Genomic DNA, 26,653 nt, shown 5'->3' with positions numbered 1-26,653 from the left:
TAGCCAGGCATCTCATTTCCCCAGCGTGCCTTCCGGCTAACACATGGGGCTCTAGAAAGGAGGTGTTCCAGCCGCACCTTCCGGTACGGCTACCTTGTTACGACTTAGCCCTAGTTACCAGTTTTACCCTAGGCAGCTCCTTGCGGTCACCGACTTCAGGCACCCCCAGCTTCCATGGCTTGACGGGCGGTGTGTACAAGGCCCGGGAACGTATTCACCGGATCATGGCTGATATCCGATTACTAGCGATTCCAGCTTCACGGAGTCGAGTTGCAGACTCCGATCCGAACTGTGACCGGCTTTATAGATTCGCTCCCCCTCGCGGGGTGGCTGCTCTCTGTACCGGCCATTGTAGCACGTGTGTAGCCCAAGGCGTAAGGGCCGTGATGATTTGACGTCATCCCCACCTTCCTCACAGTTTGCACTGGCAGTCTTGCTAGAGTTCCCGACATGACTCGCTGGCAACTAACAACAGGGGTTGCGCTCGTTATAGGACTTAACCTGACACCTCACGGCACGAGCTGACGACAACCATGCAGCACCTTGTAGACCGTCTTGCGAAAGGTCTGTTTCCAAACCGGTCAGTCTGCATTTAAGCCTTGGTAAGGTTCCTCGCGTATCATCGAATTAAACCACATGCTCCACCGCTTGTGCGGGCCCCCGTCAATTCCTTTGAGTTTCAAACTTGCGTTCGTACTCCCCAGGTGGGATACTTATCACTTTCGCTTAGCCACTGAACTTGCGCCCAACAGCTAGTATCCATCGTTTACGGCGTGGACTACCAGGGTATCTAATCCTGTTCGCTACCCACGCTTTCGTCCATCAGCGTCAATCCATTGGTAGCAACCTGCCTTCGCAATTGGTATTCCATGTAATCTCTAAGCATTTCACCGCTACACTACATATTCTAGTTGCTTCCCAATAATTCAAGTCCAGCAGTATCAATGGCCGTTCCACCGTTGAGCGATGGGCTTTCACCACTGACTTACAAGACCGCCTACAGACCCTTTAAACCCAATGATTCCGGATAACGCTTGGATCCTCCGTATTACCGCGGCTGCTGGCACGGAGTTAGCCGATCCTTATTCTTACGGTACCGTCAAGCTCCTACACGTAGGAGGGTTTCTTCCCGTACAAAAGCAGTTTACAATCCATAGGACCGTCATCCTGCACGCGGCATGGCTGGTTCAGGCTTGCGCCCATTGACCAATATTCCTCACTGCTGCCTCCCGTAGGAGTCTGGTCCGTGTCTCAGTACCAGTGTGGGGGATCTCCCTCTCAGGACCCCTACCCATCGTAGCCTTGGTAAGCCGTTACCTTACCAACTAGCTAATGGGACGCATGCTCATCTTCCACCGTTGTGACTTTAATCATATCCCGATGCCGGGTCATGATGCTATGAGGTATTAATCCAAATTTCTCTGGGCTATCCCTCTGTGGAAGGCAGATTGCATACGCGTTACGCACCCGTGCGCCGGTCTCAAGGCCCGAAGGCCTCTACCCCTCGACTTGCATGTGTTAAGCCTGCCGCTAGCGTTCATCCTGAGCCAGGATCAAACTCTTCATCGTATATTTTAATATTATATAGTCGATGCTCTATCTATCGGTTCTCTTCGAATCTCTCGATTCCATTACTCTTATTCTATATTGTTTTGAAATCTCTTTCAAAACGGCTGTCAATTCAATATGTCTACGAACGTGTATTCTTCTGTTTTCGCTTGTTTCTCAAAGCGGGTGCAAAACTAAAACTTCTTTTTGTTTCTCGCAAGAAAAACTTGAAAAAATTTTGAAGCTTTCTTAATCGCTTCAGTTTCTCAACTTTTTCTTCCAATCTTTCAATGAGCTTCCGTGTTTTGCGGGGTGCAAATGTAAAAAGCTTTTTCTTTTCCCGCAAGCTTTTTCCAATCTTTTTTTTCGAAAATCTCTTTTCTCAAATATCTTAAAGCTGCCGGAATGTCTAAGAGCGTTTTTCGCCGTTGCGGGTGCAAAAGTAGAACCTTTTTCCGCTTTTCCAACACTTTTCCCAGACTTTTTTCAATCTTTTTTCAAGTTATTTCTTAACTGTCTCATAACAGACGCTTTACATTTTGGATATTTTTCACCGCGCGTAAGGTTTTTCCTGATTCGGCTGGCATTTTCTTATTTTATCGGGTTTTCCGATATCCGCTTTTAGTGGATCTTCAGCCTTTGGAGAGATTTTCTGAAAAGAAGGCAGAATCTAAGACATCTCCTAACTGCCCGTTTTTAATCTCTCAGAGCCGCAAAGGCGCAAAGCTCTCAAAAATCTTCCCCCGAAAACCAATCTATAGCCCCGATAGTCCCGAAGCTTCGGGAGTGATTTGAACACAGATTATTTTGTAAAGACAATCTTCGTAGTAGCTATCAAATTAGAAACATATTAGCCCCATTTAACAACAGATACATATTCACAAAATTGCAGGTTATTTTATCTGATATTTAATCGCTTCTACGGAATCTTATATATCACTCCGATGGAGATTTTAAGTATTACAACAAAAAACACACTGAATATTTGTCTAAAACAAGATTCGCAAATATGACACAAAACTATGATCCATAATGAAATACAGTTTCAAAAAGGCAAATGGTATTTTAAAGAAGAATTTGGATTATCTGAAATCTTTGAAGATTTGAAAGCCTAAAAAACAAGTTCTTGAATCTGTTTTATTCTATAACCAAATCAGAGTTCATTTATCAATAAATATACTAACTCCAAATCAAGTTCATTTGCAAAACCAAATCAATTAAAAAAAAAAAAAAGGGAAACAAAAGTAATTCTATTCAGATTTAACTAATTTTTATACTAGTAATCGAGCCGGGCTTTTTCAGGACAACTCAGAAGTTTTAGCTATTCGAAGCGAATGGCTTTTAAAGCCATTCAGAAAATTAAAAATAACAACAATCCTACTTCAGAGCCAAAAGACTCAAACGAAAAAAAAATATTCACACCTTTCCTCTTCCTACCATTAAAACCATAAAGAAACTACGCTTAAGATTTCCTATTCATAAAAAACAGCTACCTAATTTTTATTCTATAGATTACTAATAATCTCAACTATAAAAATAAATCTAACCTCACACAAGATAATACTCAACCACCTACACAACCTAACACTTACAAATATTATAAGTATAATAACGACTTTTACCTAGAATTAGAACTTTCTTGTCATTATAAATAAAACACAAGAACAAAAGAATCTTCCTCCATCTCATTAGAAACATTTAAGGCTCACTAACAGGAGGTAAAACCTTCCAAAAATTGGCATAAAACAGAAAACCCCGTTTCTAAACGAAACGGGGTTTTTCAAAAGAAAGGCGACGACATACTCTCCCACATGACTGCAGTACCATCTGCGCTGGCGGGCTTAACTTCTCTGTTCGGGATGGGAAGAGGTGAGCCCCGCCGCAATAACCACCTTAAGGCTATTCGCTGCAAGCAGCTTCCGACTGTTAATTATCAATTGTAAATTATCAATCAGACAATATCTTAACATACTGGGATAAAGAAACAAAGAGTTTTTTTTAGAAAGTTCTCTCCCCCGATCTGCATCGGGGGAAAAGGGTGTGCATAAGCTTACGGATTATTAGTACTGCTCGACTGTGACATTACTGCCTTTACATCTGCAGCCTATCAACGTGGTCATCTTCCACGATCCTTAAAAGAAATCTCATCTTGTGGTGGGTTTCGCGCTTATATGCTTTCAGCGCTTATCCCTTCCAAACGTAGCTACTCTGCGGTGCCCCTGGCGGGACAACAGATACACTAGAGGTTTGTCCAATTCGGTCCTCTCGTACTAGAATCAGATCCACTCAAATTTCTAACGCCCGCAGTAGATAGAGACCGAACTGTCTCACGACGTTCTGAACCCAGCTCGCGTGCCACTTTAATGGGCGAACAGCCCAACCCTTGGGACCTTCTCCAGCCCCAGGATGTGACGAGCCGACATCGAGGTGCCAAACCCCCCCGTCGATATGAGCTCTTGGGGGAGATCAGCCTGTTATCCCCGGCGTACCTTTTATCCTTTGAGCGATGGCCCTTCCATGCGGAACCACCGGATCACTATGCTCTACTTTCGTACCTGATCGACCTGTATGTCTCTCAGTCAAGCTCCCTTATGCCATTGCACTCTGCGCACGGTTACCAAGCGTGCTGAGGGAACCTTTAGAAGCCTCCGTTACTCTTTTGGAGGCGACCACCCCAGTCAAACTACCCACCAAGCACTGTCCCCCGCAATACGGGGTTAGGCCTCAGATAAACAAAGGGTTGTATTTCAACAATGACTCCAAAGCGCCTGGCGACGCCCCTTCACAGTCTCCAACCTATCCTACACATCATTTATCCAAGGTCAATACTAAGCTATAGTAAAGGTGCACAGGGTCTTTTCGTCCCACTGCGGGTAAACGGCATCTTCACCGTTACTACAATTTCACCGAGCTCATGGCTGAGACAGTGTCCAGATCGTTACACCATTCGTGCAGGTCGGAACTTACCCGACAAGGAATTTCGCTACCTTAGGACCGTTATAGTTACGGCCGCCGTTTACTGGGGCTTCAATTCAATGCTTCTCCGAAGATAACATCTCCTCTTAACCTTCCAGCACCGGGCAGGTGTCAGGCCCTATACTTCATCTTGCGATTTTGCAGAGCCCTGTGTTTTTGATAAACAGTCGCCTGGACCTCTTCACTGCGGCCCCGATTGCTCGGGGCGACCTTTCTCCCGAAGTTACAGGTCTATTTTGCCTAATTCCTTAGCCATGAATCTCTCGAGCACCTTAGGATTCTCTCCTCAACTACCTGTGTCGGTTTACGGTACTGGTTCTTACTGCCTGAAGTTTAGAGGTTTTTCTTGGAAGCCCTTAGGCGCGCTATCTCTTTGTCCGAAGACTCCGAGTACTATCGCATTTCGCCATCTTCTACGGATTTGCCTATAGAAGATATAGCTAGGTGCTTTAACGGACTATTCCGTCAGTCCGCGGCGCTTTCATCACTCCGTCACCCCATCACAGCAATAAGAAGTACGGGAATATTAACCCGTTGGCCATCGACTGCCCCTTTCGGGTTCGCCTTAGGTCCAGACTAACCCACAGCTGATTAGCATAGCTGTGGAAACCTTAGTTTTTCGGTGTGCGGGTTTCTCGCCCGCATTATCGTTACTTATGCCTACATTTTCTTTTCTGACCGGTCCAGCATACCTTACGATACACCTTCAGCCCTGTCAGAATGCTCCCCTACCACTTGCACATACATGCAAATCCATAGCTTCGGTAATATGCTTATGCCCGATTATTATCCATGCTCGTCCGCTCGACTAGTGAGCTGTTACGCACTCTTTAAATGAATGGCTGCTTCCAAGCCAACATCCTAGCTGTCTGGGCAGACAAACCTCGTTCTTTCAACTTAGCATATATTTGGGGACCTTAGCTGATGGTCTGGGTTCTTTCCCTCTCGGACTTGGACCTTAGCACCCAAGCCCTCACTGCTGGTAAACATTATATAGCATTCGGAGTTTGTCAGGAATTGGTAGGCGGTGAAGCCCCCGCATCCAATCAGTAGCTCTACCTCTATATAACTATATCCAGCGCTGCACCTAAATGCATTTCGGGGAGTACGAGCTATTTCCGAGTTTGATTGGCCTTTCACCCCTACCCACAGGTCATCCGAAGACTTTTCAACGTCAACCGGTTCGGTCCTCCACTGTGTGTTACCACAGCTTCAACCTGCCCATGGGTAGATCACACGGTTTCGCGTCTAACACTACTGACTAAAGCGCCCTATTCAGACTCGCTTTCGCTGCGGATCCATGGCTTAACCACTTATCCTTGCCAGCAGCGTTAACTCGTAGGCTCATTATGCAAAAGGCACGCCGTCACCCCACGAAAGGGCTCCGACCGCTTGTAGGCGCATGGTTTCAGGATCTATTTCACTCCGTTATTCACGGTTCTTTTCACCTTTCCCTCACGGTACTGGTTCACTATCGGTCTCTCAGGAGTATTTAGCCTTAGCGGATGGTCCCGCCGAATTCAGACAGGGTTTCACGTGCCCCGCCCTACTCAGGATACCGCTATCCATTACATTTGTTGCCCGTACGGGGCTGTCACCCTCTATGGCGCTCCTTTCCAGAAGCTTCCGGTTCCTCATGCATGGAATCTCGCGGTCCTACAACCCCAACTATGCCGTAACATAATTGGTTTGGGCTAATCCGCGTTCGCTCGCCACTACTTACGGAATCACTTTTGTTTTCTTCTCCTCCGCCTACTTAGATGTTTCAGTTCAGCGGGTTTGCCCACCTATCGGTGTGCTATATCTTCAATATAGCGGGTTGCCCCATTCGGATATCTGCGGATCAACCGGTGTGTGCCCGTCCCCGCAGCTTTTCGCAGCTTATCACGTCCTTCATCGCCTCTGAGAGCCTAGGCATCCCCCATGCGCCCTTATTTTGCTTATTGCACCAATCTTGTCCGTTAGAACAAGACCGTTTTGTTTTGTTTTCATCATTGCTGATAAAAACGCTTTCTACTTTCTTATTATTTTCTTATCCCAATATGTCAATGAACTTTTATCTACCGTTTTTACGATAGTTTCGTGGAGAATAACGGAGTCGAACCGTTGACCTCCTGCGTGCAAGGCAGGCGCTCTAGCCAGCTGAGCTAATCCCCCAAATCTAATGATGAATTGTGAATTATGAATTATGAATTAATATTCATAACGCTTCAACTCTAGAATTTCCTTCTCTTCAAGCTTTAAAAAGTAGTCCCGGGCAGACTCGAACTGCCGACCCCTACATTATCAGTGTAGTACTCTAACCAGCTGAGCTACGAGACTCTGTTTTTTTACTTAAAAGTTTATTTCTTTAAATTAACAGCAAGAGTAATGCAATTTCAAGACCCAAAACCTATAGCCAGGCATCTCATTTCCCCAGCGTGCCTTCCGGCTAACACATGGGGCTCTAGAAAGGAGGTGTTCCAGCCGCACCTTCCGGTACGGCTACCTTGTTACGACTTAGCCCTAGTTACCAGTTTTACCCTAGGCAGCTCCTTGCGGTCACCGACTTCAGGCACCCCCAGCTTCCATGGCTTGACGGGCGGTGTGTACAAGGCCCGGGAACGTATTCACCGGATCATGGCTGATATCCGATTACTAGCGATTCCAGCTTCACGGAGTCGAGTTGCAGACTCCGATCCGAACTGTGACCGGCTTTATAGATTCGCTCCCCCTCGCGGGGTGGCTGCTCTCTGTACCGGCCATTGTAGCACGTGTGTAGCCCAAGGCGTAAGGGCCGTGATGATTTGACGTCATCCCCACCTTCCTCACAGTTTGCACTGGCAGTCTTGCTAGAGTTCCCGACATGACTCGCTGGCAACTAACAACAGGGGTTGCGCTCGTTATAGGACTTAACCTGACACCTCACGGCACGAGCTGACGACAACCATGCAGCACCTTGTAGACCGTCTTGCGAAAGGTCTGTTTCCAAACCGGTCAGTCTGCATTTAAGCCTTGGTAAGGTTCCTCGCGTATCATCGAATTAAACCACATGCTCCACCGCTTGTGCGGGCCCCCGTCAATTCCTTTGAGTTTCAAACTTGCGTTCGTACTCCCCAGGTGGGATACTTATCACTTTCGCTTAGCCACTGAACTTGCGCCCAACAGCTAGTATCCATCGTTTACGGCGTGGACTACCAGGGTATCTAATCCTGTTCGCTACCCACGCTTTCGTCCATCAGCGTCAATCCATTGGTAGCAACCTGCCTTCGCAATTGGTATTCCATGTAATCTCTAAGCATTTCACCGCTACACTACATATTCTAGTTGCTTCCCAATAATTCAAGTCCAGCAGTATCAATGGCCGTTCCACCGTTGAGCGATGGGCTTTCACCACTGACTTACAAGACCGCCTACAGACCCTTTAAACCCAATGATTCCGGATAACGCTTGGATCCTCCGTATTACCGCGGCTGCTGGCACGGAGTTAGCCGATCCTTATTCTTACGGTACCGTCAAGCTCCTACACGTAGGAGGGTTTCTTCCCGTACAAAAGCAGTTTACAATCCATAGGACCGTCATCCTGCACGCGGCATGGCTGGTTCAGGCTTGCGCCCATTGACCAATATTCCTCACTGCTGCCTCCCGTAGGAGTCTGGTCCGTGTCTCAGTACCAGTGTGGGGGATCTCCCTCTCAGGACCCCTACCCATCGTAGCCTTGGTAAGCCGTTACCTTACCAACTAGCTAATGGGACGCATGCTCATCTTCCACCGTTGTGACTTTAATCATATCCCGATGCCGGGTCATGATGCTATGAGGTATTAATCCAAATTTCTCTGGGCTATCCCTCTGTGGAAGGCAGATTGCATACGCGTTACGCACCCGTGCGCCGGTCTCAAGGCCCGAAAGCCTCTACCCCTCGACTTGCATGTGTTAAGCCTGCCGCTAGCGTTCATCCTGAGCCAGGATCAAACTCTTCATCGTATATTTTAATATTATATAGTCGATGCTCTATCTATCGGTTCTCTTCGAATCTCTCGATTCCATTACTCTTATTCTATATTGTTTTGAAATCTCTTTCAAAACGGCTGTCAATTCAATATGTCTACGAACGTAATTTTGTTTCCTCCGCTTGTTTCTCAAAGCGGGTGCAAAACTAAAACTTCTTTTTGTTTCTCGCAAGAAAAACTTGAAAAATTTTTGAAGCTTTCTTATCGCTCCAGTTTCTCAACTTTTTCTTCCAATCTTTCAATGAGCTTCCGTGTTTTGCGGGGTGCAAATGTAAAAAGCTTTTTCTTTTCCCGCAAGCTTTTTCCAATCTTTTTTTTCGAAAATCTCTTTCCTCAAAATATGATCAAGCTGCCGGAATGTCTAAGAGCGTTTTTCGCCGTTGCGGGTGCAAAAGTAGAACCTTTTTCCGCTTCTGCAAGCTTTTTTAAAGAGTTTTTTTGAAGTTTTTCCGCCCTTTTTCCTAACCTTCTCATAACGCGGGGCTTACATTTTGGATATTTTTCACCGAGCGTAAGGTTTTTCCTGATTCGGCTGGCATTTTCTTGTTTTATCGGGTTTTCCGATATCCGCTTTTAGTGGATCTTCAGCCTTTGGCGCCTTTTTCAGGCATTTTTTCATCTTTCCAAAATCTTCCATTTCCCGAAATGCCTCTCCTGAAACCGCATCCATAGCCCCGATAGGAGCGGAAATCCTTTTTATGGCGGGGTTCGCCATAAAAAGATTGCAGCGGATAGCGGGAAACAGCTCCTAAAAAAAACAAAATCCCAATCTTTCAAATTCCAAATTCCAAAACTGGATGCGCTTCACTCCGCTCAGCATGGGAACCGGGGCTTTATCCTTATATATGTATAAAAAATAAACTCGACAGGTTTAAAAAACCGACGGTTCGGAAATAAGAGATAAGTCGTATGTAACACAATAAAACTATACTTATATATAATAGAGTAAACTTCTACATATATATTGTATGTATTTTTGTAATCATGTATATTTGCATTCACAAAATTATAAACAATGATCAAGATTACTTTACCCGATGGGTCAATTAGAGAGTTCGCTTCAGGCGCAACTCCAATGGAGGTCGCTAAAAACATTAGCGAAGGTTTTGCAAGAAATGTTATTTCTGCATCTTTTAATGGTACAACTATTGAAACCGAGACTCCATTAACGACCGACGGTAATCTTATTTTATATACCTGGAATGATGCCGAGGGAAAAAAAGCTTTCTGGCACTCAACTTCGCACGTAATGGCTCAAGCTCTTGAGGAATTGTATCCTGGAATTAAACTAACTCTAGGACCTGCAATTGCTAATGGTTTTTATTATGATGTGGATTTTGAAGACCAAAAAATCTCTGAGGCTGATTTTAAAAAGATTGAAGATCGTATTCTTGAAATCGCAAGAGGAAAGTTTGATTTTAAAATGCGTCCGGTAAGTAAAGCGGAAGCATTAGAAATGTATAAGGATAACGTTTACAAGACCGAATTGATTTCAAACCTTGAAGATGGAACCATTACTTTTTGCGACCACTCTACTTTTACTGATTTATGCCGTGGTGGACATATTCCCAATACCGGAATTATCAAAGCTGTAAAAATCATGAGCGTTGCCGGCGCATACTGGAGAGGTGATGAGAAAAACAAACAGTTGACTCGTGTATATGGAACCTCTTTCCCAAAACAAAAAGATTTAACTGAATATCTTGAACTTCTTGAGGAAGCAAAACGTCGTGACCACCGTAAATTAGGAAAAGAACTAGAATTGTTTGCTTTCTCTCAAAAAGTAGGTCAAGGTTTGCCTTTATGGCTACCAAAAGGAGCTGCTTTAAGAGACCGTTTGGAACAGTTCTTAAAAAGAGCTCAGAAGAAAGCCGGATACGAGCAAGTAGTTAGTCCACATATTGGACAGAAAGAACTTTATGTTACTTCTGGTCACTATGCAAAATATGGAGCTGACAGCTTCCAACCGATTCATACTCCAGCTGAAGGCGAAGAGTTCTTATTGAAACCAATGAACTGTCCTCACCACTGTGAAATTTACAATGTAAGACCTTGGTCATATAAAGATTTGCCAAAGCGTTATGCTGAATTTGGTACTGTTTACAGATACGAGCAATCTGGAGAATTACACGGTTTAACTCGCGTGAGAGGATTTACTCAAGACGATGCACATATCTTCTGTACCCCAGAGCAATTGGACGAGGAGTTTAAAAAAGTAATTGACCTTGTATTATATGTATTCGGTTCTTTAGGTTTTGAAAACTTTACCGCTCAGATTTCACTTAGAGATCAGGAGGACAGAGAAAAATACATTGGTACAGATGAAAACTGGGAAAAGGCTGAAAATGCAATCATTAATGCAGCAAAAGACAAAGGTCTAAATACTGTTGTAGAATATGGCGAAGCAGCATTTTACGGTCCAAAACTGGATTTCATGGTAAAAGACGCTTTGGGAAGACAATGGCAGTTAGGAACTATTCAAGTAGATTATAATTTACCTGAGCGTTTTGAATTAACCTATAAAGGTGCTGATAATGAATTACATCGCCCTGTCATGATTCATAGAGCTCCTTTTGGATCTATGGAGCGTTTTATAGCAATTTTACTCGAGCATACAGCAGGAAATTTCCCACTTTGGCTAATGCCTGAACAAGCTATTATCTTGTCTTTGAGCGAGAAATACGAAAATTATGCTAAAAAAGTTTTAGATTTGCTAGAAAATCACGAAATTCGCGCCCTAATTGACAACCGAAATGAAACTATCGGTAAGAAAATTAGAGATGCAGAAATGCAAAAAATTCCATTTATGCTTATCGTTGGTGAGGAAGAAGAGAAAAACGGAACGATTTCTATTCGTCGTCATGGACAAGAAGGAAAAGGTAACATCACAGTTTCAATCGACGAATTTGCTTCGATTGTTGACGAAGAAATAAAAAAGACATTAAAAGTATTTACAGTTTAACTTAAATTAGAAAGTCATAGCAATAAAAAGTAACAGAGGTTTTCAACCTCGAGTAGAAAAAAAAGACACACACAGAATAAACAATCTTATTCGTGTTCCAGAAGTACGTCTTGTAGGTGAGAACATCGAACCTGGCGTTTTTAAAATAGCTGATGCATTGCGTTTAGCAGATCAGCTTGAGTTGGATTTGGTTGAAATTTCTCCAAATGCTGAGCCGCCAGTTTGTAAAATCATGGACTACAAGAAATTTGTTTATGAACAAAAGAAACGTGATAAAGCATTAAAGGCTAAATCTTCTCAGGTTGTTGTAAAAGAAATTCGTTTTGGTCCTCAGACAGATGAGCACGATTATGAGTTTAAAAGAAAGAATGCTGAAAAATTCTTAAAAGAAGGAGCTAAATTAAAAGCTTTCGTTTTCTTTAAAGGACGTTCAATCATTTACAAAGATCAGGGTCAGATTCTATTATTACGTCTTGCTCAAGACTTAGAGGAACACGGAAAAGTTGAGGCAATGCCAGTTCTGGAAGGAAAGAGAATGATTATGTTCATTGCTCCGAAGAAAAAGAAATAAGTCGAAAGCTTAAAGTCTTAAAGTCGAAAGTCATAAACTGACTTTTGACTTTTAACTTTTACTTTTTACTAAAAATATAAGTAAGTAAGAATAAATTAAAACACTAGGAAAAATGCCTAAAATGAAAACAAAATCTAGCGCTAAGAAACGTTTTAAAGTTACTGGCTCTGGAAAGATTAAAAGAAAGCATGCTTTTAAAAGTCACATCTTGACTAAAAAATCTAAAAAACGTAAATTAGCTTTGACTCACTCAGCGCTAGTTCACCAAACAGATATGAGAAGCATTAAACAACAATTAAGAATTATCTAATAAGTCTAAAGTTAGAAAGTCTTAAAGTCAAAAGTAATTTTCTTTTGACGTTTGACATTCTACATTTGACTAAGATTTCTTTAGGTTAAAAAATTATTTATATAACCTTGGAGTATGGCTTTAAAGTTCCTTTGATTCAATTCAGGACGCCTGCTACAAAAAAACATTAAAATTATGCCAAGATCGGTAAATTCAGTTGCTAAAAGAGCAAGAAGAAAAAAAATAATGAAGCAAGCCAAAGGTTTCTTTGGTAGACGTAAAAACGTTTGGACAGTTGCTAAGAACGCGGTAGAGAAAGCGATGAGCTACGCTTACCGTGACAGAAAACAGAATAAAAGAAATTTCCGTTCATTATGGATTCAACGTATTAACGCTGGAGCTAGATTAGAAGGAATGTCTTATTCTCAATTCATGGGGAAAGTTAAAGCTAACGGAATCGAATTGAACAGAAAAGTTCTTGCAGATTTAGCTATGAACCACCCAGAAGCTTTCAAAGCTATTCTTAATAAAGTAAAATAAAACGTTTTATAAACTCAATTTAAGATTACTTACTTATTATATAAAAACCATTCGTTAACGCGAATGGTTTTTTGTTTTTTGACCACTTATTATAATATGACTAAATAATAAATTAAATTTACTTAAAGTAATTTTCTACAAAATGCAAGACGCACTTATCCATCATATTCAAAAGTTTGTACAACTTGAATCTCATGAGATCGATGTACTCAAGAGTTGTCCTGGTCTCTCACAGATTAAGAAAAAAGAACATGTTCTACAAGAAGGACAAATATGCAATACAATGTATTTTGTTGTAAAAGGCTGCATGCGTCAATACATAATTAACTCTAAAGGTACTGAACAGACTCTTCAATTTGGAATAGAAAATTGGTGGATTACCGACTATTTAAGTTATCATAACCATGTTCCGTCTCATTTTTATATACAAGCTGTTGAAACTACTGATGTAATTGCTATTGAAAAATCTGTTTTAGATTCTTTATTAATTCAAATCCCTAAACTCGAAAAGTACTTTAGAATTGTAGCACAAAAAGCTTTTGGGGCTGCACAAATGCGTATTAAATTCTTGTTTACCATGTCTGCCGAAGAACGTTATAATCATTTTAAAAATCTGCAACCAGACTTTGTTCAACGTGTTCCTCAATACATGCTTGCCTCCTACTTAGATTTTTCGGCCGAATTTATGAGTAAAATAAGGGCTGGAAAAGTGTGATTTGAATTTTCTTGAACTAGTTCAAGTTTTTAAGAGTATACATTACTGACCTTTGTAATGAACTTTTAAAACACATAAAAATGAAACCAAGAATTGTTATTCCGAATGTAGCTCCAGAGGCTTATCAAGCATTGATGAATTTAGAAAAATATATTTCATCAACTTCATTAACACCTGTACACAAAGAATTAATTAAAATCCGTGCTTCGCAAATTAATGGCTGTGCATTTTGTATTAACATGCATACTGCAGACGCTAGAAAGCATGGTATTTCTGAACAAAGAATTTATTTAATTAGCGCTTGGCGCGAAGCCGATTTTTATACTGAAGAAGAAAAAGTAATCTTAGAATTAACAGAACAAGTAACATTAATTGGCAATCATGTTTCAGATGAAGTTTACGAAAATGCTGCTAAACTATTTGACGAAAAATATCTTGCAGAAATACTTTTAGCCATCATTACAATTAACTCTTGGAATAGATTAGCCATTACAACTGGAATGCGTGCATCATAATTTTATAAAGATAATATTTACATCATTTTCAAACTTTAACAACCCTCACTCTGAGGGTTTGCTTGTATATAATTGTAAATGAACAGTCAAAAAATAGCGAATTCATCTTTTTACAAAAACAGGTATTTATACGCTTTTACAGAAACAGAGATTTTTTATTTTTGGCGCATGATACCGAAAAGAATACAATTAGTTACACCAATTACTGCTCTTTTATTAGTTCTTTTTTCTTGTCAGAAAGACAATAACGATAATTTAAAAGACCTAAATAACAAGTTAGAAATTAAAAAAAACATAGACAAAGCTTCGGTTTTTTATAATAACTATAATGATACCGATAGCTCCTTTTTTTACTATAACAAGGCAAAATTACTTTGTGATTCCAAAAAAGACCCTGATAATTATGTAAAAATTCTTAACCATATGGCAGATATCCAACTTAACCATGGAGACCATATTGGGAGCGAAACTACCATAACCGATGCAATTCCTTACTTAAAGTCAATAAAAGATCAAACAAATGTTTGGAATACCTACGTAACTTTAGGCACAAACTATCTTCGCACTTATAATCTCAATGATGCTTTACTTTATTATAACAAAGCATTAGGCCTCAAAGTAGATGAAGCTAGAAAGTCATTAACAAAAAGTAATATTGGATCTGTTTTGCTAGAACAGCAAAAATATGATGAGGCATTACAAATCTTTTTACGTCTTTCTACTAAAAAAGAACTAAAGCAGAAACCAGAATACAATGCAAAAAATATAGACAACATTGGTCTGTGCTATAACAGAATGAGTGACCCAAGAGGAATTCAATATCTAAACCAGGCTTTACAAATTAGAAAAGAAATTAAAAATAAATCAGGGATTGGAATTAGCAATTTGCATATTGCTTCCTATTATGATGAAAACAAGGCTCCTACTTTAGCAAAAAAACATGCCTTAGAAGCTTACAAGAAATTCAGCGAAATTGACAACATTGACAACATTGACAATAAGCTAAGTTCTTTAAAATTATTAATTAAGAACAGTTCAGATCAGGAGCTTAAAAAATATTCTATACTATACATTGATTTAGTAGACAGTATTTTTGAAGTAAGACAAAAAGCCAAAAATCAGTTTGCAAGAATTAAATATGATTCTAAAAGAGAAAAAGAAGAGAACTTAAAATTAAAAACTCATAAAGTTGAAAACGAACTAAAACTGGAGCGTCAAAAAAGCAGAAATATTATATCTTATATTATCATTATTCTGAGTTTATGCCTTATTCTTATTCTGTATTATTATCTAACGTCTAAAGCGAATCGAGAAAAAATAGAAGCTGCTTACAATAGTGAAACCAGAATTTCGAAGAAATTACATGACGAGTTAGCAAATGACATTTATCATACTATGGCATTTGCTGAGAACAGAAACTTATCTTTAGCTGAAAATAGGGAACAATTGCTGCATAATCTGGATACCATTTATGCCCGCACAAGAGATATCTCAAAAGAAAATGCTATCATATTAACTGATGAAAATTATATTTCTTCTTTAAAAGAAATGATTTCCAGATTTAATACTCCCAACATAAATCTTTTAATAAATGGACTAGATACAATTTCTTGGGATGAAGTTGATAAAGTAAAAAAAACTGCTATTTACAGGGCGATACAAGAACTTCTGGTAAACATGAAGAAACATAGCGATGCCAGTCTAGTAGCTATTGTTTTTAAAGAATCCAAAAGAAATATCATTATCAATTATACCGATAATGGAAAAGGAATTGATGTAAATAAAATGATCCTGAAAAATGGCCTGCATAATATTGAAAATAGAATTCTTGCTATAAAAGGTGTGATAGACATTGATTCTGGTTTAGGAAAAGGCTTTAAGGTATTTATCAAACTGCCAATCTAAATCGAATTCTTAACTCCAAAATCTTCAAATGAAAATCTCTTCTTTTCTTAAAATTTTACTTTCTACATTTTTTTTACTTTCTATTCCAACTTCTTGTGAAAAGGGAAAAAAAGTTATTGTAAAAAAGATTGATAATACTGCAGAAGTCAGAAGACTCACAATAATAGGTGACAATTACTTTGATAATTCTGATTATAAAAATGCATTCCCAATTTATAAAAAAATAATATTTCTTTCCGATCCAGTAAAAGATAGAATAGATCTTGTAGATGCTTTAATAGCTCTATCACATATATATCAATATCAAGGCAATTATATACTAAGTGAAGAAATGGTAGTTAAAATTTTACCACACTTAAAATATATGAAAAAAACACGATTTGCTTGGCAAACCTATTTTATTCAAGGATTCAATTACTTTAAAACAGGCAATCTAGAAAGAGCTTTATTCTATTATAGAAAAGCATTGCGCCTTAATACTTCAGCGGACAGAAAATGGAGCATTTTAAACAGTATGGGCGTTGTTTATATGAAACAAAAAAGATATAAACTCGCAGCTTATATTTTTGAGATAATTACTACAGTGGGATATTCAAAAACAAACAGTTCTCGTAACAGAACGATGGGCTATTGTGTAGAATTGAACAACTTAGGAATATGTTATTATAATTTAAAGAATCCAAAAGCACTTGATATTTACAAAAAAGTTCTCGAAATAAGACTTAAAATGAATGATCGCGAAGATATTTCTACCAGTTATACTGTTCTTTCTGAATATTATCTAAACAGTAATCCTTCCTTAGCAAAAAAATATGCCCAAATAGGTTACAAAAAAGCTTCAGAAATTAATTTCTATACCGATCGAAAGTATTGTTTAAGTTTTTTAGTTCAAAGTGCTAAAGGCAATGAATTGAGAAAATATACTAATTTGTATATCAATTTTATGGATAGTATCAATACTGCAAAATTAAAGTTGAAAAATGAATTTTCTGATATAAAATATAATTTCAAAAGAGATAAAGAAGAAAACTTGGAACTCAGAGCTCAAAAAGCGGAGCATCAATTGGAAATGCAGAGACAAAAAAATAGAAGTTATATCTCTTATGTCGTAATTTCTATTAGTCTTTTAAGTTTAATGTTTATAGTTTTTCATTTAACTAAGAAAAGAAAAAGAGACACAGCCAATGAAATCTTTAAGAATGAAATGCGTATTTCTGAAAAATTACAATCTGAACTTGAAAAGGATATTGACAAGATTTTATCATTTTCAAAAAATAGCAACCTTGAAAAAGAAGAAAATAAAGAACAATTTTTAACTCATTTAAACAACATCTATTCAAAGACAAGAAATATATCCAGAGAAACCAGTGAAATACTTACCGATGAAAATTTCGAAATAGGACTGAAAGAAATGGTTGCCAGCTATGCAACCTCCCACTTAAATATCATAATAAATGGCTTAAATACTTTTTCGTGGTCCAAAATTGATAGGGTAAAAAAAATAACTGCTTCCCGTGTTATACAAGAAATTTTTGAGCAGATGAAAACATTAAACAATGCGTCACTAGCAAGCATAACTTTCAAAAAAAATAAAAAAAACATCTTTATAACTTACACGGATAATGGAACAAAATTTAATGGTGAACAATCAATTTTAGAAAAAAGACTACAAAATGTGGAAAACCGTATTGAAACAATAAAAGGAACAATTAATTTTGATGCAAATTCCGAAAGTGGTTTTAAAATAAGTATCAAATTTCCTATATAATACAATATATGTTTAAAAAAGTTTTAGTTGCCGAAGATTTAGACAGTATCAGCCTGGCAGTAGTTCAAGTACTTGAAGAATTACAAGTTCCTGTAATTCATCACGTAAAATATTGTGACGAAGGTTTGCTTAAAATAAAAAAAGCATTAGCTGATAACGAACCTTATGATTTGCTGATTACTGATTTATCATTTAAATCTGATCACAGAAAAGTAACTTTAAATAGTGGCGATGAACTTATTGATGCCATAAACAAGGTACAGCCTAATATAAAAAAGATTGTTTTTTCTATAGAAGATAAAAGCTATAGAATTAAAACTCTTTTTAACGAATTAGGTATCAATGCTTACGTTTCTAAAGGGAGGAATAGTATTGCTGAGTTAAGAAATGCTATTGAAAGCACCTTTAATAATGAAGAAAAAATACTTTCTTCTGATTTGTCTTTTAATTTTAATGACAAAGCCTTAATCGAAATTGAATCTTATGATATTTCTATTTTGAAGCTTTTATCAAAAGGATATATTTTGGAAAGCATTTCTAAGGAATTTAAAGATTTATCTATAACACCTAACGGAACAAGCAGTATTGAAAAAAGAATCAATAAACTGAAAATCTATTTTAAGGCTAACAATAATGTGCATTTAATTGCAATCGCAAAAGATTTCGGATTGGTGTAATTTTTATGGCGCTTTACGGGTTTCCGTAAGGATTACACTTTTGATACCGTTAAATTTGTAATAACCTATTAACCTACCATGAAACCGAAAAGTAAAGCGAGTATTATATTCTCCAAAATTAATACTACACAAAATAAAATTATTATGAAAACAATGTTACTCTGCCTTTTTCTATCAATTAGCTTTGCCTTTGTTTCTGAAAAAACAGGCTGGCTAGAAATTGATTGGAAAATAATATTTATTCCAGCATTATTAGTATTGCAAATTATAATTATCGGAACTGCACTAAAAAACCGATACAAAAAACATTAATTAATTTTAAGAAAGGCTTGATTATTGCTGAAAAAGAAGGTTCATATCTTTTTCTATAAATTTTTACATGAAAAAAACTCTCAGCCTCGTCTTATTATTTTTTACCTTTTTATCTTTAGCGCAGACCAAGGTGGTATCTTGGAATTTAGAAAATTTTGGAAAATCTAAATCTGACATCCATTTAAATTATATTGCCAAGACAATTTCTAATTACGATATTATTGCAATTCAAGAAGTTGTTGCTGGAAATGGTGGTGCCCAAACTGTTGCAAAATTGGCATCATTACTTAATGAAAAAGGAAATAAATGGGATTATAAAATAAGCGATCCTACTTCGAGCAGCAGTTACAAAACTGAACGCTATGCTTTCATTTGGAAAACCAACAAAGCCAAATTAAAAAGCAGACCTTGGCTCGAGAAAAAATTTAGTGTAGAAATTGATCGGGAGCCCTATTTCGCCACATTCGAAATCAACAAAAAGACAATTACACTAGTTAATTTTCATGCCATAACGAAAAAAAAACAGCCCGAAACCGAAATCAAATATTTCAAATTTTTACCAAACGAATATCCCGATTTAAACCTTACTTTTTTAGGCGATTTCAATTGTCCCGAAAAACATTCTGTTTTTAACCCATTAAAGAAAATGGGATATGCATCTGTATTAAAAAATCAAAAAACGACTCTTAAGCATCAATGCAAAAGCAATATCTGTCTTGCATCTGAGTTTGACAATATCTTTTATAAGACATCCAGTTTAAAAGTTTTTAATTCTGGTATTATTAAATTTTACGAAGATTTTGATTCACTGCAGAATGCAAGAAAAGTATCAGATCATATTCCAATCTGGTTTGAATTTTCTTTAAATTAATTTATGTTTTAAGCTTCTTTTTTCTAGCAGCTGGAAACAAAACATTATTCAAAATCAATCTATAACCTGGAGAATTCGGATGTAAATCTAAAACCGTCGGTGGGTCTCCAACTTGGTGTTGAAAATCTTCTGGGTCATGTCCTCCAAAAAAAGTAAACATCCCCTTGCCTTTTTCTCCATGAATATATCTTGACTCGCCGTTTAATTCGCAGGTTCCCATGATCAAGATATTCGATTTTATTAATGAAGTATCAAATGAAGTGGTTTGTCCCATGAAACCTTTTACCAATTGTGTATGATTTTGACATAACATACTCGGAATCGGATCCCATTTTGCAGAAAATTCCATTAACGTAAAATAATCTTTCTCCATCAATACTCTCCTTTTCGTTGTCATATCGATATCCGAAAACTCATAAACTTCTGGTCTTCTTTCAAGAGTAAAATTCTTGAAGGCAAACGAGTTATTATAATTCAATTTTGATTGATAGTTAGACTCACTTGGATCTCCGTCAAACATTGTTTCGCAAATATCCACACCATCAGCTGCAAGTGCGATATCAAAACTATCTGTAGCAGAACACATAGCAAACATAAAACCTCCGCCAATTACAAAATCTCTAATCTTTTTTGCAACCGCTCCTTTTTCCTGAGATACTTTTGCGTATCCTAGTTTTGCTGCTAAGGCTTCTGCGTCCTTTTTTTGATCAATATACCAAGGCGTATTTTTGTAAGCTGCATAAAATTTTCCGTATTGCCCAGTAAAATCTTCGTGATGCAGATGTAGCCAATCATACATTAATAATTGGTCACTTAAAACTTCTTCATCATAAATTGGCGTAAAAGGAATTTCAGCATAAGTTAAAACCAAAGTCACAGCATCATCCCATGGCTGTTTTCCTTTTGGAGTATAAACCGCTATTTTAGGAGCTTTTTCCAAAATCACCGATTCCATATTTTGTGAAGGACTCGAAATTTCATTCAGAATAGAAGCTTGTTCACTATCTGAAATCACTTCAAAACTAACTCCTCTTATTTTACATTCTTTTCTAATTTCATCAGCATCAGGAAGTAAAAAAGAACCTCCGCGGTAATTTAAAAGCCAACTTGCTTTATAATCCCTGCTCAAACACCAATAAGTAATCCCGTATGCTTTTAGATGATTTTGCTGTGTTGTTTCGTCCATCGGAAGTAAGATAAACGAAGCTCTAGCATTAAATGTTGCTAATAGTATAAAAATGTAGAATAAACTCTTATTCATCAGAAAATTATTTTAGTAAAGATATAAAAGGATGCACCAAAAAAAGAATGCTTACAATCTTTTCTGACATAATAGAATGTTAAAAAAAAACTTGGAAATGAAAGATTCTAAACATGAAAAAACAGGTAAAAACACCTATAATTTGATAGAAAATTCTCTATAAATTTGCTATCCCAAGTTCACAAAACTAATCGCTGTAAAAAATTAACCACTATGAAGTTTAACGAAAGCAACAACCAACAAAAGGGTTTAAATATGATTCAAAAAATAGGTTTATGTGTTCTTGTGATAACAATCATATTATATTATGTACTGTCCATTCAGTTTTTGACAGCATAATTTTCTAAATTGTTAAGACTGCCAATTCATTCTGGATGGCATAAACAACCAAACCAGCAATATTTCGCGATTCTGTTTTAAGCAATAAATTATTCCTATGTCCTTCTATTGTTCTCGGACTTAAAAAAAGATGTTCTGCAATTTCTGCAGTAGTTTTCTGCTGGCAAATTAATTGTAGGATTTCGATTTCGCGAGGAGAAAGAAAATTTGTTTCTAAACCGCCTCTTGTATTTTTAGGAGAAACTATGGTTTCTTGAATTGTTTTTAAAACATTTTCGTTGTAATAGAAACCTTTTTTTGCTACTTCGTTGATTGTATGAATTAAATCTTTTGGAGTGGTGTTTTTTATTAAGTAAGCGACAGCGCCAACTTGAATCATATTTGCAATAAAAGATTTGGTATCATAACTGGTCAATGCAATAATCTTAATATCGGGAAAAAGTTTTCTAATAATTTTAGTGGCTTCGACACCGTTCAAGACCGGCATTTTTAAATCCATTATTATTATATCTGGTTTTATTTCCCTTTCATTCAACTGTGAAATAAGCTCATCGCCATTTGGAGCTTCAAAAATAACATCTATATTTTCTTCTCTCTGTAATAAAAAAGAAATTCCTTTTCGAAACAAAATTTCATCATCGACTAGGGCAATTTTGATAGCAGCATTCATCTTATTTGTTTTTGGTCGTTTAATTTGGTTTATCGAAATTACAAAATATGATTTAGAAAAAGTCTAAATACCCCACTTTATTGACTAAAAACCTTAATAAAACACATAATTCCAGCTAAAAAGTAAAATTTACAACAATACCATTATTAATTTCAGAGTTAATTTTTATTGTTCCCTCTAAAAATGATATTCGGCTGTCAATGTTTTTCATTCCTAGACCTTTCTGATTTTCAGCATTTGAACTATCAAAACCAACACCATTATCTTTGTAGTTGCAAGTATTTATTCCGTTTACATTAGCAAACGAAATCCATATTTCTGAAGCTTTTCCGTGGCGTATAGAATTATTGATAAGCTCTTGTAGAATTCTAAAAACATGCAGATGCCTATCTATATCTTTCTCATCAAAATCAATTTCGTTTTTATAATGTGTTTTAACCGATTTACTGCTTTCAAACTCTTCACATAGCTCTTCTATGCCAGCATGTAAACCAAATTTTTCAAAAACAGGCGGCAACAAATTATGTGCAATCTTTCTAGAATTATCTAATGCCTTTGTTGTCAAAGCGATTATATTTTCTGTAATTTCTGCAGTTTCAGCTTCAGTTAAGTTTGGCGCTGTAAGCAAATGGCTGTTTAAGGAAACAATGTTCAATTTTGAACTAATATCGTCATGAAGATCCTGCGCAATCCTTTTACGTTCTTCCTCTTGGGTTACAATTATAGCGTGTAGTTGTTCCTTTTGATATCGAAGTATTAAATCTATTTTTTCTAATTCTTTCTGAATGATTTTTTTCCTAGAAAAGTAAAAGAATATAATCAATGCTACTGCAACAATTATAAAAAACAAAGAGATGTATAATATTATGGCTACGAGTTCTTTCTCAGGAATATGACCTGTATTCATATCTGTTCATTTTATATTATACAATAGAATCTAGTTCTGTAAACTTTTTCTCGAAAAACTTTTTAACCATTCAAATAAAATAATCAAATAATAAACTATTAATAAAAAAGCATTTAATTGCCAGCTCAAGTATTTTAAGTCAGCACTTAATCCTGTTGAAAGATTGCCAATTAAAAATAAGACCGTGCTAGCCAACAAATAAAAAACTATCCCCATACTTATATAATAATACTTTTTGTTTTCTGTAAGCATATTATAAAAATGAAGTAATGCAAAAACAACAATGAGCAAAGAAGTTAAAGTAATTCCAAATAAATTAAACTTTAAGAATTGACTTGAATCTATTACAAATTGGATTAATAAAATCAATAAAGCAATTATTAATGAGGTCTTGACGAATATTTTTTGAGCTTTATTATAAAATAGCGAATTATAAAAAAGCCCCAGAATAATCATTTGCCCTATAAAAAAAATATTTACAAGAAATAAATTACTCATCCCTAAATGGTATACCAATTCCATTGAAAACTGCAACACAGTTGAAAAGGCCAAATAAGAGACAAAAAAAACATTAGCTTTTTCCTTGTGGAAAAAGCTAAATGTATATAGAACAAGATTAATCAATAAAATCAAATAACTTGAATATATTAAAAAATCATCCATTCTTGAAATTCAATTAATTAATATGGAGGACTTGGTCTTGCACCGTCATATACGACCTCTTCGGCTCCTTCGCCACCTTCTACACCATCTCCAGTACCGTATACATTAACCCATTTACCAGTTTCTTTATCATATTCGGCACCAACAAAAAGCAATGTTTTTTCTTTCTGATCGTTTATGCCTAGATAAGCCCAAACAGCTTCTGTTTCAAGTTTTAAAACTTTTTCTAAACTCTCTCTTGGTATTAAAAAAGCTTTTACTTTGTTCTTAGAGTCTTCGATTGTGGTATCATTCTGATATCTTCTTTCCCACTCATTTGCAGTTGCTAACGGAATCTGGATAGGTCCCGGAAAAGTTTCTTCATTCATAATTTAAATTTGTTAATTGGTTAATAAAAAACTTGATAGTTTATAATTGGTTTCGCTAAACTACTGATTTTTATTAAAAAATTAACATCAAAACATAAAAAAAAGCCTTTGAAACAAGGCTTTTTTGTTTTTTAAAACGGAACATCGCTATCGTCATCGTCATCATTTAAATTACTTCCGAAAGCTTCATTAGCAGATGGTAAATTTTTTGTTAGGAAAGGATTATCATCATGATTCATTTTAGAAGGTAAATCATCATACCCACCTGTAAATTCTTCTAGGTTATCAAATTTACCCAAATGCCCTAAGAATTTTAGACGAATATTTTCCAATCCACCGTTACGGTGCTTGGCTATAATAAATTCAGCCTGCCCTTGTGTTGAAGATGCCTCATCATCATCCCATTCTTCAATTTTATAATATTCAGGACGATAAATAAACGATACAATATCAGCATCTTGCTCGATCGCTCCAGATTCACGAAGATCCGAAAGCAAAGGTCGTTTACTAGATCCACGGGTTTCAACGGCACGCGATAACTGAGAAAGCGCAATTACCGGAACGTTCAACTCTTTTGCCAAAGCCTTTAAGTTTCGAGAAATTGTTGAGATCTCCTGTTCACGGTTTCCACCTCCTTTACCGCTTCCACCTGCAGTCATCAACTGCAAGTAGTCAATAATGATTAATTTAATTCCATGCTGCGAGGCCAAACGACGACATTTTGCACGTAAATCAAATATCGAAAGCGAAGGTGTATCATCTATAAATAGTGGTGCTTTTTCTAAATCTTTTACTTTAGTACTCAGCTGTTCCCATTCGTGTTTTTCTAATTTACCGGTTCTTAGTTTTTCTGAAGAAAGTCCAGTTTCAGAAGAAATAAGCCTTGTAATTAACTGAACCGATGCCATCTCCAGAGAGAAAATCGCAACCGCATGTCCGAACTGAATACTTACGTTTCTCGCCATCGAAAGGACGAAAGCTGTTTTACCCATACCAGGACGAGCCGCAATAATAATCAAATCCGAAGGCTGCCATCCAGAAGTTACTTCATCTAGTTTCTCAAATCCAGTTGCCACACCACTCAAACCTTCTTTACCCGCAATTTCTTCAATACGCTTCTTCGCCTGAAGAACTAAACTCTGAGCCGTTTCAGAACTACGTTTAATATTCCCTTGCGTTACTTCATACAATTTAGATTCTGCCTTATCCAGCAAATCGAAAACGTCTGTGGTTTCGTCATAAGATTCTTCAATAATTTCAGATGAAATTCGAATCAAACTTCTTTGAATAAATTTTTGAAGAATAATACGCGAGTGAAATTCGATGTGCGCAGAAGAAGCAATTTTTTGCGTAAGCTGAATCAGATAGAAATCTCCACCGGCTAATTCTAACTTACCATTTTTCTTCAATTGCGTAGAAACTGTCAGCAAATCGATAGGCTGTGTTTCTGTAAAAAGCTGCAAAATTGCTTCAAAAATATGTTTGTGTGCGTCTTTATAAAAAGCGTCTGGCTGTAAAATATCAATTACATCATCTACCCCCTTTTTGTCAATCATCATCGCACCAAGTACAGCCTCTTCCAAGTCAATTACTTGCGGAGGAAGCTTACCTTTTTCTAGATTGATAATAGTAGTTTTGTCGACCTTGACAGGGTTTACATTTTTGAAATTTTCCATATAGCGAAAGTAGCAAAATTTAAAAAAAATATGCTAACGAGTTATAACTATTCTATTGTTTATAAATATATTTTTTGTGTTGATAACCAAAAAAAAATCCGAAACCGCAGGGCTTCGGATTTTTAATTCTATTTTATGAATTTACTCTTTAAACTCGCCCATATTGCTGTATTTGTCCATTCTCTGGGCAATTAAATCAGCTGTTGATAAGTCTTTCAATTCGTTATATCCTTTTGTAATATATTCCGCAACTGTTTTAAAAGTAGTTTCTCTGTCATAATGTGCTCCGCCTAGTGGCTCTGGAATCACATCATCAACAAGTTTTTGTTTTTTCATATCAGAAGAAGTTAGTTTTAAAGCTTCTGCTGCACGCTCTTTATATTCCCAGCTTTTCCATAAAATAGAAGAGCAAGATTCTGGAGAAATTACAGAGTACCAAGTATTTTCTAACATATAAACACGGTCTCCGACACCAATTCCTAAAGCTCCACCAGAAGCACCTTCACCAACAATGATAGTGATGATTGGCACTTGCAGACGAACCATTTCGAAGATATTTCTAGCAATAGCTTCTCCTTGTCCTCTTTCTTCAGCTTCCAATCCTGGATATGCACCCGGAGTATCTACTAAAGTAAGAACCGGAATTCCGAATTTCTCTGCCATTTTCATCAAACGTAAAGCTTTACGGTATCCTTCTGGATTAGCCATACCAAAATTACGGTATTGACGTGTTTTGGTATTAAACCCTTTTTGCTGACCAATAATCATAAACGATTGTCCGTTTATTTTACCAAGACCGCCAACCATAGCTTTATCATCTTTAAAACCTCTGTCTCCATGAAGTTCTAAGAAAGTATCTCCGCAGATTGCTTTGATATAGTCTAAAGTATAAGGTCTATTTGGGTGTCTTGACAATTGTACCCTCTGCCAAGCCGTAAGGTTTTTGTATATATCTTTCTTAGTCTGCTCTAATTTCTTGTTGATTTCCTTGCACGTTGGCGTTACGTCAACGTCAGATTCTTTTCCAATAATAACGCACTTTTCTAACTGTTCTTCAAGTTCTTTAATTGGAAGCTCAAAATCTAAATATTCCATGGATTTTTGAATTTTGTTTGTAAATCGAACCGCAA

General features: G+C 37.0%; 20 protein-coding genes, 2 tRNA genes and 4 rRNA genes. 12 read left to right on the top strand and 14 right to left on the bottom strand.

Annotation, left to right across the window (positions count from 1 at the left end):
- Positions 1 to 55: 55 nt before the first annotated feature.
- The 6 genes from BB050_RS12275 to BB050_RS12245 all read right to left on the bottom strand — a co-directional run bounded on the left by BB050_RS12275 (position 56) and on the right by BB050_RS12245 (position 8,488).
- Positions 56 to 1,569, bottom strand: a 16S ribosomal RNA gene (locus BB050_RS12275).
- Positions 1,570 to 3,334: 1,765 nt separating this feature from the next.
- A 5S ribosomal RNA gene (gene rrf, locus BB050_RS12265) occupies positions 3,335 to 3,444 on the bottom strand.
- Between the two features lie 144 nt (positions 3,445 to 3,588).
- A 23S ribosomal RNA gene (locus BB050_RS12260) occupies positions 3,589 to 6,471 on the bottom strand.
- Between the two features lie 136 nt (positions 6,472 to 6,607).
- A tRNA-Ala gene (locus BB050_RS12255) sits at positions 6,608 to 6,681 on the bottom strand.
- 91 nt (positions 6,682 to 6,772) lie between these two features.
- A tRNA-Ile gene (locus BB050_RS12250) sits at positions 6,773 to 6,846 on the bottom strand.
- 128 nt (positions 6,847 to 6,974) lie between these two features.
- Positions 6,975 to 8,488, bottom strand: a 16S ribosomal RNA gene (locus BB050_RS12245).
- Together the 16S, 23S and 5S rRNA genes with 2 tRNA genes alongside form the textbook arrangement of a ribosomal RNA operon.
- 117 nt (positions 8,489 to 8,605) lie before the next feature.
- On the opposite strand from BB050_RS12245, the gene BB050_RS12240 reads away from it, so the two are divergent.
- The gene (locus BB050_RS12240) at positions 8,606 to 8,956 is read left to right on the top strand and encodes a hypothetical protein (protein WP_066032562.1); all 351 of its coding nucleotides are present in this window, start codon (positions 8,606 to 8,608) and stop codon (positions 8,954 to 8,956) included.
- A gap of 60 nt (positions 8,957 to 9,016) precedes the next feature.
- Here BB050_RS12240 and BB050_RS12235 read toward each other — a convergent pair whose 3' ends face one another.
- Entirely contained in the window at positions 9,017 to 9,229 is a 213-nt protein-coding gene (locus BB050_RS12235) for a hypothetical protein (protein ID WP_066033745.1), read from the bottom strand.
- Between the two features lie 300 nt (positions 9,230 to 9,529).
- Here BB050_RS12235 and thrS point away from each other — a divergent pair, with 300 nt between their 5' ends.
- The 11 genes from thrS (at position 9,530) to BB050_RS12180 (ending at position 19,639) form a co-directional block, all read left to right on the top strand.
- On the top strand, positions 9,530 to 11,476 hold the full coding sequence (gene thrS, locus BB050_RS12230; protein WP_066033744.1) for a threonine--tRNA ligase: 1,947 nt from the start codon (positions 9,530 to 9,532) through the stop codon (positions 11,474 to 11,476).
- Positions 11,477 to 11,552: 76 nt separating this feature from the next.
- Entirely contained in the window at positions 11,553 to 12,047 is a 495-nt protein-coding gene (gene infC, locus BB050_RS12225) for a translation initiation factor IF-3 (RefSeq protein ID WP_211516891.1), read from the top strand.
- 112 nt (positions 12,048 to 12,159) lie between these two features.
- A complete protein-coding gene (gene rpmI / locus BB050_RS12220) occupies positions 12,160 to 12,357 on the top strand; it encodes a 50S ribosomal protein L35 (protein ID WP_008464950.1) in 198 nt (65 codons plus the stop codon).
- 174 nt (positions 12,358 to 12,531) lie between these two features.
- A complete protein-coding gene (gene rplT, locus BB050_RS12215; protein ID WP_008464948.1) occupies positions 12,532 to 12,876 on the top strand; it encodes a 50S ribosomal protein L20 in 345 nt (114 codons plus the stop codon).
- A gap of 283 nt (positions 12,877 to 13,159) precedes the next feature.
- Positions 13,160 to 13,591: a Crp/Fnr family transcriptional regulator gene (locus BB050_RS12210; protein WP_236940328.1), complete on the top strand. Its 432-nt coding sequence runs from the start codon at positions 13,160 to 13,162 to the stop codon at positions 13,589 to 13,591.
- A gap of 80 nt (positions 13,592 to 13,671) precedes the next feature.
- Entirely contained in the window at positions 13,672 to 14,106 is a 435-nt protein-coding gene (locus BB050_RS12205) for a carboxymuconolactone decarboxylase family protein (RefSeq protein WP_066033742.1), read from the top strand.
- 168 nt (positions 14,107 to 14,274) lie between these two features.
- Positions 14,275 to 16,011 (top strand): sensor histidine kinase, encoded by a 1,737-nt coding sequence (locus BB050_RS12200; protein WP_066035155.1) that lies wholly within the window; start codon positions 14,275 to 14,277, stop codon positions 16,009 to 16,011.
- Positions 16,012 to 16,039: 28 nt separating this feature from the next.
- A complete protein-coding gene (locus BB050_RS12195; protein WP_066033741.1) occupies positions 16,040 to 17,779 on the top strand; it encodes a tetratricopeptide repeat protein in 1,740 nt (579 codons plus the stop codon).
- Positions 17,780 to 17,787: 8 nt separating this feature from the next.
- Positions 17,788 to 18,456: a response regulator gene (locus BB050_RS12190; protein WP_066033740.1), complete on the top strand. Its 669-nt coding sequence runs from the start codon at positions 17,788 to 17,790 to the stop codon at positions 18,454 to 18,456.
- Between the two features lie 144 nt (positions 18,457 to 18,600).
- On the top strand, positions 18,601 to 18,768 hold the full coding sequence (locus BB050_RS21870) for a hypothetical protein (RefSeq protein WP_160782925.1): 168 nt from the start codon (positions 18,601 to 18,603) through the stop codon (positions 18,766 to 18,768).
- Positions 18,769 to 18,835: 67 nt separating this feature from the next.
- A complete protein-coding gene (locus BB050_RS12180) occupies positions 18,836 to 19,639 on the top strand; it encodes an endonuclease/exonuclease/phosphatase family protein (RefSeq protein WP_066033739.1) in 804 nt (267 codons plus the stop codon).
- Between the two features lies 1 nt (position 19,640).
- Here BB050_RS12180 and BB050_RS12175 read toward each other — a convergent pair whose 3' ends face one another.
- The 7 genes from BB050_RS12175 to BB050_RS12145 all read right to left on the bottom strand — a co-directional run bounded on the left by BB050_RS12175 (position 19,641) and on the right by BB050_RS12145 (position 26,618).
- The gene (locus tag BB050_RS12175) at positions 19,641 to 20,900 is read right to left on the bottom strand and encodes an asparagine synthetase B (RefSeq protein ID WP_066033738.1); all 1,260 of its coding nucleotides are present in this window, start codon (positions 20,898 to 20,900) and stop codon (positions 19,641 to 19,643) included.
- A 343-nt stretch (positions 20,901 to 21,243) separates the two neighbouring features.
- Entirely contained in the window at positions 21,244 to 21,909 is a 666-nt protein-coding gene (locus tag BB050_RS12170) for a response regulator transcription factor (RefSeq protein ID WP_008464932.1), read from the bottom strand.
- Positions 21,910 to 22,024: 115 nt separating this feature from the next.
- Entirely contained in the window at positions 22,025 to 22,816 is a 792-nt protein-coding gene (locus BB050_RS12165; protein ID WP_066033737.1) for a sensor histidine kinase, read from the bottom strand.
- Between the two features lie 30 nt (positions 22,817 to 22,846).
- Complete coding sequence (locus tag BB050_RS12160; protein WP_008464928.1) at positions 22,847 to 23,479, bottom strand: hypothetical protein; 633 nt, start codon at positions 23,477 to 23,479, stop codon at positions 22,847 to 22,849.
- A 17-nt stretch (positions 23,480 to 23,496) separates the two neighbouring features.
- On the bottom strand, positions 23,497 to 23,847 hold the full coding sequence (locus BB050_RS12155; protein ID WP_008464926.1) for a hypothetical protein: 351 nt from the start codon (positions 23,845 to 23,847) through the stop codon (positions 23,497 to 23,499).
- A gap of 131 nt (positions 23,848 to 23,978) precedes the next feature.
- The gene (dnaB, locus tag BB050_RS12150) at positions 23,979 to 25,523 is read right to left on the bottom strand and encodes a replicative DNA helicase (protein WP_008464924.1); all 1,545 of its coding nucleotides are present in this window, start codon (positions 25,521 to 25,523) and stop codon (positions 23,979 to 23,981) included.
- Positions 25,524 to 25,664: 141 nt separating this feature from the next.
- Positions 25,665 to 26,618 (bottom strand): acetyl-CoA carboxylase carboxyltransferase subunit alpha, encoded by a 954-nt coding sequence (locus BB050_RS12145; RefSeq protein ID WP_008464922.1) that lies wholly within the window; start codon positions 26,616 to 26,618, stop codon positions 25,665 to 25,667.
- Positions 26,619 to 26,653 lie beyond the last annotated feature (35 nt).

This window comes from Flavobacterium anhuiense (assembly GCF_001705175.1).
Lineage (GTDB): Bacteria > Bacteroidota > Bacteroidia > Flavobacteriales > Flavobacteriaceae > Flavobacterium > Flavobacterium anhuiense.
This window is presented reverse-complemented; position numbering and strand designations above follow the sequence as displayed.

Bases quoted from the DNA above. Each gene is read 5' to 3' on its own strand.
- BB050_RS12210 (WP_236940328.1), top strand. From the start codon at position 13,160: ATGTATTTTGTTGTAAAAGGCTGCATGCGTCAATACATAATTAACTCT.
- BB050_RS12160 (WP_008464928.1), bottom strand. From the start codon at position 23,479: ATGGATGATTTTTTAATATATTCAAGTTATTTGATTTTATTGATTAAT.
- BB050_RS12145 (WP_008464922.1), bottom strand. From the start codon at position 26,618: ATGGAATATTTAGATTTTGAGCTTCCAATTAAAGAACTTGAAGAACAG.
- BB050_RS12175 (WP_066033738.1), bottom strand. From the start codon at position 20,900: ATGAATAAGAGTTTATTCTACATTTTTATACTATTAGCAACATTTAAT.
- BB050_RS12190 (WP_066033740.1), top strand. From the start codon at position 17,788: ATGTTTAAAAAAGTTTTAGTTGCCGAAGATTTAGACAGTATCAGCCTG.
- BB050_RS12180 (WP_066033739.1), top strand. From the start codon at position 18,836: ATGAAAAAAACTCTCAGCCTCGTCTTATTATTTTTTACCTTTTTATCT.
- BB050_RS12240 (WP_066032562.1), top strand. From the start codon at position 8,606: ATGTCTACGAACGTAATTTTGTTTCCTCCGCTTGTTTCTCAAAGCGGG.
- BB050_RS12165 (WP_066033737.1), bottom strand. From the start codon at position 22,816: ATGAATACAGGTCATATTCCTGAGAAAGAACTCGTAGCCATAATATTA.
- thrS (WP_066033744.1), top strand. From the start codon at position 9,530: ATGATCAAGATTACTTTACCCGATGGGTCAATTAGAGAGTTCGCTTCA.
- BB050_RS12235 (WP_066033745.1), bottom strand. From the start codon at position 9,229: ATGGCGAACCCCGCCATAAAAAGGATTTCCGCTCCTATCGGGGCTATG.
- rplT (WP_008464948.1), top strand. From the start codon at position 12,532: ATGCCAAGATCGGTAAATTCAGTTGCTAAAAGAGCAAGAAGAAAAAAA.
- BB050_RS12155 (WP_008464926.1), bottom strand. From the start codon at position 23,847: ATGAATGAAGAAACTTTTCCGGGACCTATCCAGATTCCGTTAGCAACT.
- BB050_RS12205 (WP_066033742.1), top strand. From the start codon at position 13,672: ATGAAACCAAGAATTGTTATTCCGAATGTAGCTCCAGAGGCTTATCAA.
- BB050_RS21870 (WP_160782925.1), top strand. From the start codon at position 18,601: ATGAAAACAATGTTACTCTGCCTTTTTCTATCAATTAGCTTTGCCTTT.
- BB050_RS12200 (WP_066035155.1), top strand. From the start codon at position 14,275: ATGATACCGAAAAGAATACAATTAGTTACACCAATTACTGCTCTTTTA.
- dnaB (WP_008464924.1), bottom strand. From the start codon at position 25,523: ATGGAAAATTTCAAAAATGTAAACCCTGTCAAGGTCGACAAAACTACT.
- rpmI (WP_008464950.1), top strand. From the start codon at position 12,160: ATGCCTAAAATGAAAACAAAATCTAGCGCTAAGAAACGTTTTAAAGTT.
- BB050_RS12170 (WP_008464932.1), bottom strand. From the start codon at position 21,909: ATGAATGCTGCTATCAAAATTGCCCTAGTCGATGATGAAATTTTGTTT.
- BB050_RS12195 (WP_066033741.1), top strand. From the start codon at position 16,040: ATGAAAATCTCTTCTTTTCTTAAAATTTTACTTTCTACATTTTTTTTA.